This window comes from Ancylobacter mangrovi, from assembly GCF_024752355.1.
Classification (GTDB): domain Bacteria; phylum Pseudomonadota; class Alphaproteobacteria; order Rhizobiales; family Xanthobacteraceae; genus Ancylobacter; species Ancylobacter mangrovi.
On sequence record NZ_JANTHZ010000001.1, the window covers coordinates 853,141 to 868,576 of the forward strand.

Annotated in this window: 13 protein-coding genes and 1 riboswitch; of the genes, 7 read left to right on the plus strand and 6 right to left on the minus strand. The window is 69.1% G+C overall.

The window, feature by feature from the left end:
* Nucleotides 1-8: 8 nt before the first annotated feature.
* From NVS89_RS04025 to clcA, 3 genes are all read left to right on the plus strand, one after another.
* Nucleotides 9-1,205, plus strand: coding sequence for a winged helix-turn-helix domain-containing protein (locus tag NVS89_RS04025; RefSeq protein WP_258731196.1), 1,197 nt, complete (start codon nucleotides 9-11; stop codon nucleotides 1,203-1,205).
* An 87-nt stretch (nucleotides 1,206-1,292) separates the two neighbouring features.
* A riboswitch (TPP riboswitch) is annotated at nucleotides 1,293-1,409 on the plus strand.
* Nucleotides 1,410-1,479: 70 nt separating this feature from the next.
* Nucleotides 1,480-2,433: an ABC transporter substrate-binding protein gene (locus NVS89_RS04030; RefSeq protein ID WP_258731197.1), complete on the plus strand. Its 954-nt coding sequence runs from the start codon at nucleotides 1,480-1,482 to the stop codon at nucleotides 2,431-2,433.
* A gap of 160 nt (nucleotides 2,434-2,593) precedes the next feature.
* Nucleotides 2,594-3,952 (plus strand): H(+)/Cl(-) exchange transporter ClcA, encoded by a 1,359-nt coding sequence (clcA, locus tag NVS89_RS04035; RefSeq protein WP_258731198.1) that lies wholly within the window; start codon nucleotides 2,594-2,596, stop codon nucleotides 3,950-3,952.
* 123 nt (nucleotides 3,953-4,075) lie between these two features.
* Here clcA and NVS89_RS04040 read toward each other — a convergent pair whose 3' ends face one another.
* From NVS89_RS04040 to NVS89_RS04060, 5 genes are all read right to left on the minus strand, one after another.
* On the minus strand, nucleotides 4,076-5,821 hold the full coding sequence (locus NVS89_RS04040; protein ID WP_258731199.1) for an ABC transporter ATP-binding protein/permease: 1,746 nt from the start codon (nucleotides 5,819-5,821) through the stop codon (nucleotides 4,076-4,078).
* A gap of 243 nt (nucleotides 5,822-6,064) precedes the next feature.
* Nucleotides 6,065-6,310: a hypothetical protein gene (locus tag NVS89_RS04045; RefSeq protein ID WP_258731200.1), complete on the minus strand. Its 246-nt coding sequence runs from the start codon at nucleotides 6,308-6,310 to the stop codon at nucleotides 6,065-6,067.
* 157 nt (nucleotides 6,311-6,467) lie between these two features.
* The gene (gene phnE / locus NVS89_RS04050) at nucleotides 6,468-7,289 is read right to left on the minus strand and encodes a phosphonate ABC transporter, permease protein PhnE (RefSeq protein ID WP_258731201.1); all 822 of its coding nucleotides are present in this window, start codon (nucleotides 7,287-7,289) and stop codon (nucleotides 6,468-6,470) included.
* 194 nt (nucleotides 7,290-7,483) lie between these two features.
* Complete coding sequence (phnD, locus tag NVS89_RS04055; protein WP_258731202.1) at nucleotides 7,484-8,485, minus strand: phosphonate ABC transporter substrate-binding protein; 1,002 nt, start codon at nucleotides 8,483-8,485, stop codon at nucleotides 7,484-7,486.
* Between the two features lie 14 nt (nucleotides 8,486-8,499).
* A complete protein-coding gene (locus NVS89_RS04060) occupies nucleotides 8,500-9,360 on the minus strand; it encodes a phosphonate ABC transporter ATP-binding protein (protein ID WP_258731203.1) in 861 nt (286 codons plus the stop codon).
* A gap of 229 nt (nucleotides 9,361-9,589) precedes the next feature.
* Between NVS89_RS04060 and NVS89_RS04065 the strand changes: the two genes are divergently transcribed.
* Nucleotides 9,590-10,051 carry a hypothetical protein gene (locus tag NVS89_RS04065; protein WP_258731204.1) on the plus strand — a complete coding sequence of 154 codons (462 nt, stop codon included), beginning with the start codon at nucleotides 9,590-9,592 and terminating at the stop codon, nucleotides 10,049-10,051.
* A gap of 10 nt (nucleotides 10,052-10,061) precedes the next feature.
* On the opposite strand, the gene NVS89_RS04070 is transcribed toward NVS89_RS04065, so the two are convergent.
* A complete protein-coding gene (locus NVS89_RS04070) occupies nucleotides 10,062-11,735 on the minus strand; it encodes an electron transfer flavoprotein-ubiquinone oxidoreductase (RefSeq protein ID WP_258731205.1) in 1,674 nt (557 codons plus the stop codon).
* Nucleotides 11,736-11,852: 117 nt separating this feature from the next.
* Here NVS89_RS04070 and NVS89_RS04075 point away from each other — a divergent pair, with 117 nt between their 5' ends.
* From NVS89_RS04075 to cydB, 3 genes are all read left to right on the plus strand, one after another.
* Nucleotides 11,853-12,773: a uracil-DNA glycosylase gene (locus NVS89_RS04075; RefSeq protein ID WP_258731206.1), complete on the plus strand. Its 921-nt coding sequence runs from the start codon at nucleotides 11,853-11,855 to the stop codon at nucleotides 12,771-12,773.
* Between the two features lie 169 nt (nucleotides 12,774-12,942).
* Nucleotides 12,943-14,358, plus strand: coding sequence for a cytochrome ubiquinol oxidase subunit I (locus NVS89_RS04080; RefSeq protein WP_258731207.1), 1,416 nt, complete (start codon nucleotides 12,943-12,945; stop codon nucleotides 14,356-14,358).
* 3 nt (nucleotides 14,359-14,361) lie between these two features.
* Nucleotides 14,362-15,387 (plus strand): cytochrome d ubiquinol oxidase subunit II, encoded by a 1,026-nt coding sequence (gene cydB, locus NVS89_RS04085; RefSeq protein ID WP_309486519.1) that lies wholly within the window; start codon nucleotides 14,362-14,364, stop codon nucleotides 15,385-15,387.
* Nucleotides 15,388-15,436 lie beyond the last annotated feature (49 nt).

Genomic DNA, 15,436 nt, shown 5'->3' on the forward strand with positions numbered 1-15,436 from the left:
AGGTCGCGATGCAGCTTTCCAACGCCGATGCGCGGCGCATCTTCATCGCCCGGCAGGGGCTGAGCCAGCCGCGCGGCCGGCTCGACAAGGCCGGGCTGCTGGCCCTGATCGAGGCGATCGGCTTCGTGCAGGTCGACAGCATCGCCACCGTCGAGCGCGCGCACCACCACATCCTGTTCGCCCGCAATCCCGGCTACCGGCGCGAGCACCTCACCGCGCTGCTGGAGAAGGACGGCGCGCTGTTCGAACACTGGACGCACGACGCCGCCATCATCCCCAGCGCCTTCTACCCCTACTGGAAGCACCGCTTCGCGCAGGCGCGCGAACGCCTCGCCGAGCGCTGGCGGAGCTGGCACGAGAACGGCTTCGAATCCTATGTCGACCACGTGCTGGAGCGGGTGCGGCGCGAGGGCCGGCTGATGGCCCGCGACTTCGAGCAGGACCCCGAAACCGGCAAACGCCCGCCCGGCGGCTGGTGGAACTGGCACCCGGAGAAGACCGCGCTCGAATATCACTGGCGTACCGGCACCTTCGCCATCGCCGCGCGCGAGGGCTTCCAGAAGGTCTACGACCTTGCCGAGCGCGTCATCCCCGCCGGCCCCTATGCCGGCGAGGTCGACCGCGCCGCCTTCGTCGACTGGGCCTGCGCCTCCGCGCTCGAGCGGCTCGGCTTCGCCACCCATGGCGAGATCGCCGCCTTCTGGGACCTCGTCTCCCCGGAGGAGGCCAAACGCTGGGTGGCGGAGAACGCGCACCGCCTCGAGCCGGTCTCCATCGGGCTGGCCGATGGCAGCCGCGCCCGCGCCTCGCACGCCTTCGCCGGCGCGCGCGAGGCGTTCGACGCCCTGCCCGCCCCGCCCTCGCGGCTGCGCGTGCTCAGCCCGTTCGACCCGCTGCTGCGCGACCGCAACCGGGCGGAGCGCCTGTTCGGCTTCAATTACCGGATCGAGGTGTTCGTCCCGGCGCCCAAGCGCGTCTATGGCTACTACGTGTTCCCGATCCTCGAGGGCGATCGCATGGTCGGGCGGATCGACATGAAGGCCGACCGCAAGACCGGCACGCTCGACGTGCGCCGGCTGTGGCTGGAGAAGGGCGTGCGCGGCTCCGCCGGCCGCCTCGACGCGCTCGACGCCGAGCTCGCCCGCATCGCCCGCTTCGCCGGCGTGGAGCGCACCGTCTATCTCGACGGCTGGCGGGGCGACTGACCCCGTCCCGGCCCAGCCCACGCCTACCCCGCTCCCGCCCGTCGCTTAGCCGGCCATTTGCCCCGCTCCGCCCGCTCTGCTAGCCTTCGCGCATCCGAGGGGTGTCCCGCGGCCCGCATGGGCCAAGGGGCTGAGATGGCAGCCGCCAGACCCTTTGAACCTGATCCGGGTCATGCCGGCGAAGGGACGGAACGTCGGCGGGCCGCTTCGCGGGTTCCCGCGCCGCAATCCCCCCGAAAGCTCATGCGCCGGATCTCCGAACGGGAGGAGATCCATGTTCACGCCCGCTACCCTGAAGACCCTCGCCGCGGGGGCGCTCGCCCTCGCCCTGTCCTTCACCCCCGCCGCGGCGGCGGACAAGCTCACCGTCCTGCTGGACTGGTACGTCAACCCGGACCACGCGCCGCTGGTGATCGCCAAGGAGAAGGGCTTCTTCACGGCCCACGACCTCGACGTCGAGCTGGTGCCGCCGGCCGATCCGTCCGCCCCGCCGCGCCTCGTCGCCGCCGGGCAGGCCGACATCGCGGTCAGCTACCAGCCGAACCTCTATCTCTCGGTGAAGGAGGGCCTGCCGCTCGCCCGCATCGGCACGCTGGTCTCCACCCCGCTCACCGCGCTGGTGGCGCTGAAGGACGGGCCGATCAAGTCGATCGCCGACCTCAAGGGCAAGACGGTCGGCTATTCGGTGGCCGGGCTCGAGGACGCGCTGCTCGGCACCATGCTCGCCGATGCCGGGCTGAAGCCGTCCGACGTCACCATGGTGAACGTCAACTTCGCCCTCTCCCCGGCGCTGGTGGCCGGCAAGGTGGACGCGGTGATCGGCGCCTACCGCAATTTCGAGCTCACCCAGATCCGCCTCGCGGGCAAGGAGCCGGTCGCCTTCTTCCCCGAGGAGCACGGCGTGCCGGTGTTCGACGAGCTGATCTACGTCGCCCACAAGGACAAGCTCGGCGATCCGCGCCTCAAGCGCTTCCTCGCCGCGGTCGAGGACGCCACCATCTACATCCTCAACCACCCGGACGACGCCTGGGCCGTCTTCGTCAAGGCCAACCCCAAGCTCGACGACGAGCTCAACCGCACGGCGTGGAACGACACGCTGCGCCGCTTCGCCCACGCGCCGGCGGCGCTGGACAGCGCGCGCTACGCCCGATTCGGCACCTTCATGAAGCAGCACGGGCTGATCGACACGGTCGAGCCGGTCGCCACCTACGCGCCCGTCCTGCCGTGATCGAAGGCTCCAGCACCGCCGGCGGCCGCGCGAACGTGGCCGCCGCGACACGATACGCGCCGCCGGAGGGCAGAAATGGCCCGCTCCGTGCTTCCGGTCACGGTTCGAGGGTGATACCGATGCGCCCGCATTCGAACGGTCCGGAGGTGTAGAAGGGGAAATGGCCAATCTATCGGGCAACGCGGCGTACTATGTGGCGGCGATCCTCATCGGGGCGGCCGTCGGGCTGGTCGGGTCCGCCTTCCATCTCGGTGTCGACGCCCTTGCCCATGGCTGGCCGTCCTTCCTCGACCACACGCTCGGGCTCGACGGGGTCACGCTCTACGCTGCCGCCGCGGTCGTCGCGGCCGTCATGGCGCTCGTCGCGCTGTGGCTGGTGCGCCGTTTCGCGCCGGAAGCGGCGGGCTCCGGCGTGCCGGAGATCGAGGGCGCGATGGAGGGCCTGCGCGAGGTGCACTGGCGCCGCGTGCTCCCGGTCAAGTTCTTCGGCGGCCTGCTGGCGCTGAGCTCAGGGATGGTGCTCGGCCGCGAGGGTCCGACCATCCATATCGGCGCCTCGATCGCCAAGGGCGTGTCCGACCTCATGGGCTGGACCGCGCGCGACATGCGCGGCCTGCTCGCGGCGGGCGGTGCGGCGGGCCTTGCCGCCGCCTTCAACGCACCGCTGGCCGCCGTGCTGTTCGTGATCGAGGAGACGCGCCGCCAGTTCCCCTACAGCGCGCGCACATACATCGCGGTCGTGCTGTCCTCCATCGCCAGCGCCATCGCCACCGAATCCATCACCGGCAACGTGCCCTTCATGCTGCTGGTGGTGCCCGACGTGCCGATGGGCATGTACCCTCTGTTCGTCCTGCTGGGCGTGATCCTCGGCGCGGTCGGCGTCGGCTTCAACCGCACCCTCGTCTGGTCGCTCGACACGGTACGCCGGATCGGGCTGCGCTGGTCGTTCTACATCTTCCCGGCCGTGGTCGGCCTCGTGGTCGGCGTGCTGGTGTTCGCGCTGCCGGAAGCCACCAAGGGCGGCGAGATCCTCGCCGTCGAGCTCGCCAAGGAGGGCCGGCCGCTCGGCATCCTCGCGCTGATCGTGCTGCTGCGCTTCACCATGACCATGGCGAGCTACTCGACCGGCGTCACCGGCGGCATCTTCGCGCCGATCCTCGCGCTCGCCACCACCATCGGCCTCTGCTACGGCACCGCCATCGACACGGTGATGCCGCTGCCCGAGCACGGGCTGCAGGCGCTCGCCATCGCCGCGATGGGCGGGCTGTTCTCGGCCACCATCGGCGCGCCCATGGTCGGCGTGGTGCTGGTGATGGAACTGACCGGCTCCTACGGGATCCTGGTGCCGGTGTTGCTCACCACCATCTTCGCCAACATGGTCGCGCAGTGGCTGGGCGGGCGGCCGATCTACGAGATCCTGCTCGACCGCACGCTGGCACTGGAAGCGCAGGCGAGCGAGACGCCCCCCGCCGCCCCGGCACCCTCGCCCGCGGCGGCACAGCCGCAGGAAGCGCGCTGAGGCGCCACAGGCGGGCCGACGGCAAAGCGCCAGCCCGCGCACTTTCGACAGGCTAAGTTCGTTCCGAAAGTGCCGTGCCCGACCGTACCGTTGGTGCGAGGCAGCCAGCAGCGCGCGGCGCGCCTACTCCGCCGCGAGCGCGCCGCCCATGGAGAGCCGCGCCGGCCCCTCGGCCGTGCGCTCCAGCACGATGTGCCGCTCATGCAGGTCGAGCAGCGTCGAGCGGTGGCCGATCGAGACGATGGCGCTGTCGGCCAGCCTCTCGCGCAGCATGCGGTAGAGCGCCGCCTCGCCCGGCTCGTCGAGCGCCGAGGTCGCCTCGTCCAGCAGCAGCACGTCCGGCCGGATCAGCAGCGCGCGCGCCACGGCGAGGCGCTGCTGCTCGCCGCCGGACAGGATAGCTGGCCACAGGCCGCGTTCGTCGAGCCGGCCGGCGAGTTCGGGCAGGCCCGCCGCCTCCAGGGCGAGGCGCAGCTCCTCGTCCGAATAGCGGTCCATCTGGTCGGGATAGGCGAGCGCGCCGCGCAGCGAGCCGACCGGCAGATAAGGCCGCTGCGGCAGGGTCAGCAGGCGCGCCCCGGGCTCGACCGCGACCTCGCCATGGCCATAGGGCCAGATGCCGGCGATGGCGCGCAGAAGCGTGCTCTTGCCCGCCCCCGAGGGGCCGGAGAGCAGCACCCGCTCACCCCGCCGCACGGTAACGCCGTCCACGGTCAGCAGCGCCTCGCCGCCCGGCAGGCGCACCTCGAGCCCGCTCACCGCCAGCGCGGCACCGTCGCTCGCGGGCACGCGGCGATAGCCCGAGCTCAGCGCCTCGCCCTGCGTGGTCTCGACCGAACGCTCGAAGCCGGTGAGACGGTCGACCACCGCCTTCCACGCCGCCAGCGTCGAATAGGCGTTGATGAAGAAGGAGAAGGCGCCCTGCACCTGACCGAAGGCGGAGGCGGTCTGCATGAGCTGGCCGAGCGCGATCTTGCCGCCGAAATAGGCCGGCGCCACCACGATCAGCGGGAACACCACCGACACCTGGCTGTAGCCGGCGGTGAACCAGGTCAGGCGCTTCTGGGCGATCATGATGCCCCAGAAATTGTGCACGACATGGGTGAACCGATCGAGCAGGCGCGCGCGCTCGACCTCCTCACCGCCCATGAGCGCGATCTGCTCGCCATTCTCGCGCACGCGCACCAGATCGACGCGGTAATCGGCCTCGAAGCGCTGCTGGTCGAAATTGAGCTTCACTAGCACCCGCCCAATCAGGTGCGCGAACAGCGTCCCGAAGGCGGCATAGGCGAAGGCCGCCCACACCAGATAGCCTGGAATGTCCCAGGCACGGCCGAACAGGTTGAAGGAGAAGTCGCCCGAGAGCCCCCATAGGATCACCGCGAAGGACACCAGCGTCATCACCGCGCTGAGCAGGCCGATGAAGATGGAGATGGTCTGGGAAACATAGGCGCTGATGTCCTCGGCGATGCGTTGGTCCGGGTTGTCGGCGCTGTCGCCCTTCAGCCGCATGCGGTAGTGGGTCTCGTTGGCGAGCCACGCGGCGAGGTATTTCTGCGTCATCCAGGTGCGCCAGCGGATCTCCAGCCATTGCCGCAGATAGATCTGGTAGACTGCGATCGCGATCGCCGCCGCGGCGTAGAAGCCGAACAGCCAGAGCTGGTGGACGAAGGCCGTCCAGTCCTTTTCCTGGATCGCGTTGTAGAACGCGTTGTTCCACTCGTTGATCAGCACGCTGGCATAGACCCAGCCGACCTCCAGCGCGATGACGGCCGCGAGAAGCACCCCGCCCCGCCATTTGTCGTCGCCGCGAAAATAGGGGATCGACAGCCGCCAGACATCGGCGATCAGGGAAAGAATGGCGCGCAAGAAAGCTACTCCGACGTCAAGGACCGGGGAAAACAGATGAGCAGGAGAGATCGGCGAATACTAGCCGCGCCAATATCAGCCGAAAGATGGCCACCGGATTAAACTTTGGAAAGCAATGACGTCGCGTCATCAGGCCTCCGGAGCCAGGTCCGGAAGGGAAGAACGAGGGTGGCGGGGAGCCGACATGGAAAGGGCGCCCGACCCTGCGGCCGGACGCCCCTGTCGTCTTCGCCTGCGATGGGCTCAGCCCTTCGGGCCGGCCGCCGGGCGCGGGGCGGGTTTCGCCGCCGGCTTGGCCGTGCCGCCGGCCGGTGCGGTCGGCGCCGGGCTCATGCCGTACATGACTTTCCACGGCTGAACCGATTCATGCACGGTGCGGTAGAAGTTGACGCGATCGTCCTTGCTGCGCCCGCCGGCCGAGGCCGTGCTGACGCCGAACGCCATCACGGCCGCCGTGGCCGCGACGGCGACGAGGGTTTTGCTGAACATTGAGGGCACTCCGTATGGGCGTGATCCGCCCCTCGGAGAGGGAGCTATGTGCACAGGGGCGCCGCCGGTAGACGGCACTTCATTGCGAAAACGCACGATGATGTAGGCGACGGGCGCTCTCGTGCACCCGCCCCCCAACCCGAACGTCGCGTTCGCCTCAGATGTAGCGCTTGCGGATGCGCTGGCTCAGCATGTCCAGCAGCGACACGGTGATGATCACCACGATCAGGATCGCCGAGGCCTGCGAATACTGGAAGCTGCGCATCGTGTCGTTGAAGATCATGCCGATGCCGCCGCCGCCGACGATGCCGAGCACGGTCGCCGAGCGCACGTTCGATTCGAAGCGGTAGAGCGCGTAGGAGATCCACAGCGGCAGCACCTGCGGCAGCACGCCGAAGATGATCTCCTGCAGCCACGTCCCGCCGGTACCGCGAATGCCCTCGACCGGCGCGGGATCGATCGCCTCCACCGCCTCCGAGAACAGCTTGGCCACCACGCCGGTGGTGTGGATGAACAGCGCCAGCACGCCGGCGAACGGGCCGAGGCCGACCGCGGCGATGAAGATCAGCGCGAACACCAGCTCGTTGATGGCGCGGCAGGCATCCATCACCCGGCGCACGCCGAATGCGACCCAGCCCGGCACCACGTTGTCGGCCGACATCACGCCGAGCGGGATGCCGGCGATCACCGCCAGCAGCGTGCCCCATATGGCGATCGCCAGCGTCTCCAGCATGCTGTCGAAATAGAGGTCCCAATAGGTGAAGTCGGGGCGCAGGAAGTCGGCGCCCAGCGTCGCCATGTTGCCGGCGTCGCGCACCAGCTGCGCCGGGTTCATCTCCGCCTCGTACCAGGCGAACACCAGCACGACGACCGTCAGCGCCGCCAGCACAAGGCGCGCGAGCCGGGTCGCCAGCGGCGTGACCGGGGGCGGCGGCATGGTGCCGGTCGCGACGCGGTGGACGGCGTTGGAAGCGAACATGGCGGGGCCTCGTCATGTGGGGCACGGCGGGCGCTGGGGGGCGCGGCGCGCGGGGGCGGCCGTCACGGGCCGGCCCGAAATCCGAAAAGATCCCGGAAGGGCGGGCATGCCCTTCCGGGACCAGTCACGAGGGAGCGCGGACGGGCGGCCGGCACGCGTTACGTTGGCCGTCCGCCGCGATCGTGCGCCTCCGCTCACATGGCGGGGGTCGTTTTCATCTTCTGGTCGAGATCGGCGAGCTGCGCGTCGATCTCCTTCAGCTTGGCGGCCTTCTCGTCGGCCGAGAGCTTGTCGTCGTTCTGGGTCTTCACCCGGGTCTTGAACAGCTCGAGCTGGCGGATCGGGTAGAGCTGGGCGTTCGAGGAGGGCACGAATACGCCCCAGCCGTCCGAGGTCTTGGCGAGCACGGCGCGCTGGCGGGCCACTTCCTCCTCCGGGCCGAGGCGGCCATAGGTCAGGAAGAAGGTGTAGATCTTGGCCTTCATGTCGTCCGGCAGGTCCGCGCGCCACACCAGCGGGTCGGACGGGATCAGCGGCGAGCGCCACACTTCCTTGATCTTGGCGGCGTCGTCGGGACGAAGCTGCTTCAGGCGGTCCATCGACTCGGTGTTGTTGGTGGCGATGTCGACCTGCTTGTTGGCGACGGCGAGGGCGTTGCCCTCATGGTTCGACACCACGACGCGCTTGTAGCAGCTGTTCGGCTCGATCTTGTTGAGCGCGAACACGTAGTAGCTCGGCACCAGATTGCCCGAGGTCGAGTTGGGATCGCCATTGCCGAAGGTCAGGCCCTTCGAGCAGTCGACCACGTCCTTCAGATTGTTGACGGCGTTGTTGTCGACATTGGCGATGATGAGCGAATAGTAGCCCTTGGTGCCGTCCGGCTTGGTGGTCTGGACGAACACCTCGCCATCGGCGCGGTCCACCGCCTCCATGGCCGACTTGTTGCCGTACCAGGCGAGGTCGACCTTCTTGAAGCGCATTCCCTCGATCACGCCGGCATAGTCCTGCGCGAAATAGGCCTTCACCGGAACGCCGACCGCCTTCTCGAGATCCTTGAGCATCGGCTCGAAGCTCTTGGCGAGGCCGGTCGAGGATTCGGTGGAGATGATGCCGAAATTGAGCTGCTTCATCTCCTCGGCCGCCAGCGGGGCGGTCAGGCCGGCGAGCACAAGGCCGGCCGCGAGAATGCGTTTCATGGTTGTCGCTCCTGTCAGGATACGGTCTGGGACGTTCTGGCGTCGGCGCCGGCCGGGGCCGTCACCGCGAACTGGCTCGGCAGGATCAGCTCCTCGGCGCTGGCGCCGTAGAGCTCGGTCAGGAACGCCGCATCGAGCCGGGAGGCCGGGCCGTCGAACACGACACGCCCGCCATTCATCGCCACCACGCGGTCGAAATAGGCGGTGGCGTAGTCGACCTGGTGCAGCGAGACGACGAGCGCGATGCCGTGGTCGCGGCTCATCGTGACCAGCGTGTCCATGACCCGCTTGGCCGATTTCGGATCGAGCGAGGCGATCGGCTCGTCGGCCAGCACCAGCCGCGCGCCCTGCACCAGCGCACGGGCGATGGCGACGCGCTGCTGCTGGCCGCCGGAGAGCTCGCGGGCGCGCTTGGCGGCGTGCTGGGAAATGCCGACCTCGGCCAGCGCGGCATAGGCTGTGCGCCGCTCGTCGGCGTTGAACAGGCCGAGCGAGCCGCGCAGCGCGCTGATGCGCCCGAGCACGCCGACCAGCACGTTGGTCATCACCGACAGCCGACCGGATAGCGCGAACTGCTGGAACACCAGCCCGATATTGCGCCGCGCCGCGCGCACCTCGCGGGCGAGGCGGCCGTTCTCCTGCACCCGCATGCCGAAGGCGTGGACGGCGGCCGAGCCAGCGCCGCGCGCATCGGCAAGGACGAGGCCGGCGGCGAGGCGGATCAGGGTCGACTTGCCCGACCCCGAGGCGCCGATCAGCGCGACGCGTTCACCTTCGCCGATGACGAGCGAGACATTGTCGACGGCGCGAAGCTGCGGCCCCGCCTTCGCGCCATAGGTCTTGCTCACGCGGTCGAGTTGAAGCGCTGCCGCCATCGGTCTCCCGCCGGCTGTTGAAGTCCGGTCTGGGGTATCGGTGCGGAATGACGCGTGGATGAACCTTGCGTTACGTTTGCGTGACGCTCCCCGGCCGGCGCGGCCGCAGCGTCAACGTCCCGTTGAGCAGGCCGGCCGATGCGCGCGATGCTCTCATTGACCGCGCCGGCATCGAGGCGTCACAGTCGGCGGGCTGATGGAGGGGCATGGCGCCCCGCGGGGGAGGCTCATGTATTACGCGATCATCCTGCTGACGATGGTGGTCCTGCCCATCGTCAGCATCTCGGCCGAGCTGGCGACCACCACCGGCATCGGCGGCTTCCTCCTGGTCTGCATCAAGTGGTTCGCCTTCTGGGCGGTCGGCGTGCGGCTGCTGCTGGCCGGCCTCTCGCAGATCTGGAAGCCCGGCTTCACGCTCAAGAGCATTCTCGGCGTCGATGATCCGCGCGCCCATGTGATCGCGCAGGAGCTCGGCTTCGCCAACACCTCGATCGGGCTGGCGGGCCTGCTCTCCATGGTGTTCACGAGCTGGGTGCTGCCGGTCGCCTTCACCGGCGGCGTGTTCCTCGGCCTCGCCGGGCTCAACCACCTGCGCCGCCCCGAACGCAGCCTGCGCGAGAGCGTGGCGATGGTGAGCGACCTTTGGGGCTCGGCGGTCCTGCTGATCGCCTTCGTGCTGAGCCTGTTCTGAGGAAGCCCCCTCACATATTGGGATAATTGGGTCCGCCGCCGCCTTCGGGGGCGACCCATGTGATGTTCTGGTTGGGGTCCTTGATGTCGCAGGTCTTGCAGTGCACGCAGTTCTGCGCGTTGATCACGAACACCTCGTCCCCGTCCTTCTCCACCCACTCATACACCCCCGCCGGGCAGTAGCGCGCCGAGGGGCCGGCATAGACGTCGTGCTCGGACGCCTTCTGCAGCCCCATGTCGGCCACCTTCAGGTGCACTGGCTGGTCCTCCTCGTGATTGGTGTTCGACAGGAACACCGAGGACAGACGGTCGAACGAGACCACCCCGTCGGGGCGCGGATAGTCGATCTTCTTCGACGCCGCCGCCGGCTTCAGCGTCGCGTAGTCCGGCTTGCCGTGCCCGAGCGTGCCGAAGGGCGAGACGCCGAACAGCGTCTGCGCCCACATGTCGAGCCCGCCCAGCGCGATCCCGGCATAGGTGCCGAACCTCGACCAGAGCGGCTTCACGTTGCGCACCCGGGCGAGGTCCCGCCCGATGGCCGAGCCGCGCCAGCCCGCCTCATAGGCGGCGAGCTCGTCATGGGCCCGCCCCTCGGCCAGCGCGTCCGCCGCCGCCTGCGCCGCCAGCATGCCGGAGAGCACCGCATTGTGGCTGCCCTTGATGCGCGGCACGTTGACGAAGCCGGCGGCGCAGCCGATCAGCGCCCCGCCGGGGAAGGCGAGCTTGGGCACCGACTGGAACCCGCCCTCGGTGATCGCCCGCGCGCCATAGGCGAGGCGCTTGCCGCCCTCGAGCGTCGGGCGCACCAGCGGATGGGTCTTGAAGCGCTGGAACTCCTCGAACGGGGAGAGATACGGGTTCGCGTAGTTGAGGTGGACCACGAAGCCCACCATCACCTGCCGGTCCTCCATGTGGTAGAGGAAGGAACCGCCGCCGGTCTTCGAATCCAGCGGCCAGCCGAAGGAATGCTGCACCAGTCCCGGCCGGTGCTGCTCCGGCGCCACCTGCCACAGCTCCTTCAGCCCGATGCCGAACTTCTGCGGCTCGCGCCCCTTGGCGAGGCCGAAACGGGCGATGAGCTGCTTCGACAGCGAGCCGCGCGCGCCTTCCGCGAACAAGGTGTACTTGCCGCGCAGCTCCATGCCGCGGGTGAAGTTGCCGGTCGGCCCGCCGTCGCGCCCGACCCCCATGTCGCCGGTGGCGACGCCGGCCACCGCGCCGTTCCCGTCGAACAGCACCTCGCTGGCGGCGAAGCCCGGATAGATCTCGACCCCCAGCGCCTCGGCCCGCGCCGCCAGCCAGCGGCACACCGTGCCGAGCGAGCCGACATAGGCGCCGTGATTGTTCATCAAAGGCGGCATCAGGAAGTTCGGCAGCCGCACCCCGCCGGCCGGGCCGAGCAGGTAGAAGCGGTCCTCGCTGACCGGGGTCTTCAGCGGCGGGTCGGGGTCCTCGCGCCAGTCCGGCACCAGCCGGTCGAGCCCGGCCGGGTCGATCACCGCCCCCGACAGGATATGCGCGCCGACCTCCGAGCCCTTCTCGACCACCACCACCGAGATCTCGCGGCCGCTCTCCTCGCCGAGCTGGCGCAGCCGGATCGCCGCCGAAAGACCCGCAGGACCCGCCCCAACGATCACCACGTCATAGTCCATCCCCTCGCGGGAAGGCAGGGAGGCCTCGTCCATAATGTTCTCCGGCGACTGGGAAGATTGGAGTTTTTCCATGCTTCTTTCATGGAGCGGGCGTCCTGACAACCACGCGCGCGCCGGTTAGGATCAGCCTCATGACGAAAGAACAGCTTGATGCACCCGACACTTAGCGATCGCGACCTCATCGCCGAACTGCTCGCCTTCCATGTCGAGGCGGGAGCGGACGTCGCGCTTGGCGAGGCGCCGGTCGACCGCTTCGAGGAAAGCGTGCGAGAGCGCGCCGCCGGCCGCCCGAATCGCGATCCCGCGCCGCCGGACGCCGCCCCGCGCCCCCGCGCCGAGAGCGCGCCGCAGCCCGCGCCCCGACCCACTCCCGCCGCCCGCCCGGCGCCCGTGGCGGCACCCGCCCTCGCCCCCTCCGCGACCGCGCCGCCGCCGCCCGACCAGGCGGCGCTGGAGGCGCGCGAGGCTGCCGCCGGCGCGCCGACGCTGGAGGCTCTGCGCGCCCTGCTGGAGGGTTTCGAGGGCTGCCCACTCAAGCACACCGCGACCCGGCTGGTGTTCGCCGACGGCAATCCGGCGGCGCGCCTGATGCTGGTCGGCGAGGCCCCCGGCCGCGACGAGGACATCGAGGGCAAGCCCTTCGTCGGCCGCTCCGGCCGGCTGCTCGACCGCATGCTGGCGGCAATCGGCATCGACCGCAGCGCCGCCTACATCGCCAACGTGGTGCCGTGGCGCCCGCCGGGCAACCGCACCCCGACGCCGCAGGAGACCGCGATCTGCCTGCCCTTCATCCGCCGCCAGATCGAGCTCGCCGACCCGGACGTCCTCGTCTGCCTCGGCGGTCCCTCGGCGATGACGCTGCTCGGCATCCGCGAGGGAATCACCAAGGCGCGCGGGCGCTGGATGAGCTACGACACCGGCACGCGCGAGATCGCCGCGCTCGCCACCTTCCACCCGGCCTATCTGCTGCGCACGCCGCTCGGCAAGCGCATGGCCTGGCGCGACATGCTCGCCGTCGAGGCCCGGCTCGCCGGCCTGCCTCCGCTTGCCGACGCGCCCGGCCCGCGCTGAGGGCCGGCCCGGAGGCGCAGCCCTGCTGCACCTGTGGATGTCTCGCTCCTGACATCACTACCGGAGCACAGTTGGCAACAAGCTGATTTGAGTCGTTCCATCCCGCGAAGGGTGAGGCTAGTCTAGCGACGTCACCTTCCGGCAGCGGTGACGATTTCGGGGGAGGCCGATGGAATTCGATCCTGTCATTCTGGCTCGCATCCAGTTCGCCTTCACGGTCTCCTTCCACATCATATTCCCGAGCTTCACCATAGGGTTGGCGGCCTATATCGCGACCCTCGAAGTGCTCTGGATGACCACCGGGCACGAGCGCTACCACCGCATCGCGCGCTTCTTCACCAAGATCTTCGCCGTGTCCTTCGGCATGGGCGTGGTGTCGGGAATCGTGCTCTCCTACCAGTTCGGCACCAACTGGAGCCATTTCTCCCATGTCGTGGGCAACGTCATCGGGCCGCTGATCGGCTATGAGGTGCTCACCGCCTTCTTCCTGGAGGCGACCTTCCTCGGCATCATGCTGTTCGGCTGGAACCGGGTGCCGCGCGGGCTGCACGTCTTCGCCTCGCTGATGGTGGCGCTGGGCACCTCGCTCTCGGCGTTCTGGATCCTCTCGGCCAATAGCTGGATGCAGACCCCGGCCGGTCACACCATGATCGACGGCGTCGCCCACCCGACCGACTGGCTGAACACCATCTTCAACCCGAGCTTCCCCTACCGCTTCGCCCACATGGTGACGGCCTGCTACCTCACCACCGCCTTCGTGGTGCTCGCGGTGGGCGCGCGCTACGTCTATCAGGGCCGCTACGCCGAGGACGCGCGCACTATGATGCGCATGGCGATCGGGCTGATCGCCATCCTGGCGCCGATCCAGGCCTTCATCGGCGATTCCCACGGCCTCAACACGCTGCAGTACCAGCCGGCCAAGATCGCCGCGATCGAGGCCCATTGGGGCACCGAGGACGACGTCGACAACAGCGTGCCGCTGGTGCTGTTCGCCTGGCCGAACGAGGAAACCGAGAGCAACGACTACCAGATCGCGGTGCCGCATCTGGGCAGCCTCATCCTCACCCATAGCTGGGACGGCAAGATCCCCGGCCTCAAGGAATTCGCCCGCGAGGACCGGCCGCCGGTCGCCATCCCCTTCTTTGCCTTCCGCGTCATGGTCGGCATGGGGCTGCTGATGATCGCCGTCGGCTGGCTCGGCGCCTTCCTGCTGTGGCGCCGGCGCCTGTTCGAGACCGACTGGTACCTCGCCCCGCTGCAATATGTCTGGCCGATCGGCTTCATCACCATATTGTCGGGCTGGTTCGTCACCGAGGTCGGGCGCCAACCCTGGGTCGCCTACGGCATATTGCGCACCGCCGACGCCATCTCCCCGGTCGACGGCTGGGCGGTGGCGACGACGCTGGTGCTGTTCGTGCTGGTCTACGGTGTCGTGTTCTCGGGCGGCATCTACTACATCAACCGCCTCATCGTGCGCGGGCCGGAGGGCGCCGCGGTCGAGCCGCCGAGCGGCGTGCCGAACCGCCCGCTGACCTCGGCCAACGAGGCGACCCGCCAGGCCATCAGCACCACCACGGGAGAGTGAGCCATGGAGGACGTCGGCCTCGGCATGACCTGGTACCTGCCCGTCGTCTGGGCGCTGCTGCTCTCGGTGGCGATCGCGATGTATGTGGTGCTGGACGGGTTCGATCTCGGCATCGGCATCCTGTCCCCCTTCGCCCGCAGCGACAGCGAGAAGGACCAGATGATGAGCTCGGTCGCCCCGTTCTGGGACGGCAACGAGACCTGGCTCATCCTCGGCGGCGGCGGCCTGTTCGTCGCCTTCCCGCTCGCCTATTCGATCGTGATGCCCGCGCTCTACCTGCCGGTCATCTTCATGCTGCTGTCGCTGGTGTTCCGCGGCGTCGCCTTCGAGTTCCGCCACGTCGCCGAGAGCAGCCGCTTCCTGTGGAACATCTCCTTCGCCGCCGGCTCGACACTGGCCGCCTTCTTCCAGGGCGTGCTGCTGGGCGGCTTCGTGCAGGGCATCAAGGTGGCGAACAACGCCTTCGCCGGCGGCCCGCTCGACTGGGCGACCCCGTTCGCGCTGCTGTGCGGGCTCGGCGTGGTCGCGGGCTACGCGCTGATCGGCAGCGTCTGGCTCATCATGAAGACCGAAGGGCGGATCGCGGTGCGCGCGCGCATGCAGGCGCGAATCCTGCTGCCGGTGGTGCTCATCTTCATGGGCATCGTCAGCCTGTGGACGCCGATCGCCTTCCCGCGCATCGCCGAGCGCTGGTTCACCACGCCGAACCTGTTCTACCTCGCCCCGGTGCCGATCGTCACGCTGATCCTCGCCGGGCTGGTCTGGCGCTGGCTGGAGGACGGGCACGAGCACATGCCGTTCTTCGGCGTCATCGGCCTGTTCCTGCTGGGCTATATCGGCATCGGCATCTCGATCTTCCCCTATCTGATCCCGCCCTCGCTGACCGTGTGGGAGACCGCCGCCGCGCCGGCGAGCCAGGTCTTCACGCTGATCGGCACGGTGTTCATGCTGCCGGTGATCCTCGGCTATACCGCCTTCGTCTACTGGCTGTTCCGCGGCAAGGTGCGCGAGGGCGAGGGCTACCACTGAGGCCTGCCGCGCCGAGGGGCCGGGCGGGGCAAGAAGGCCCTCGGCCGAA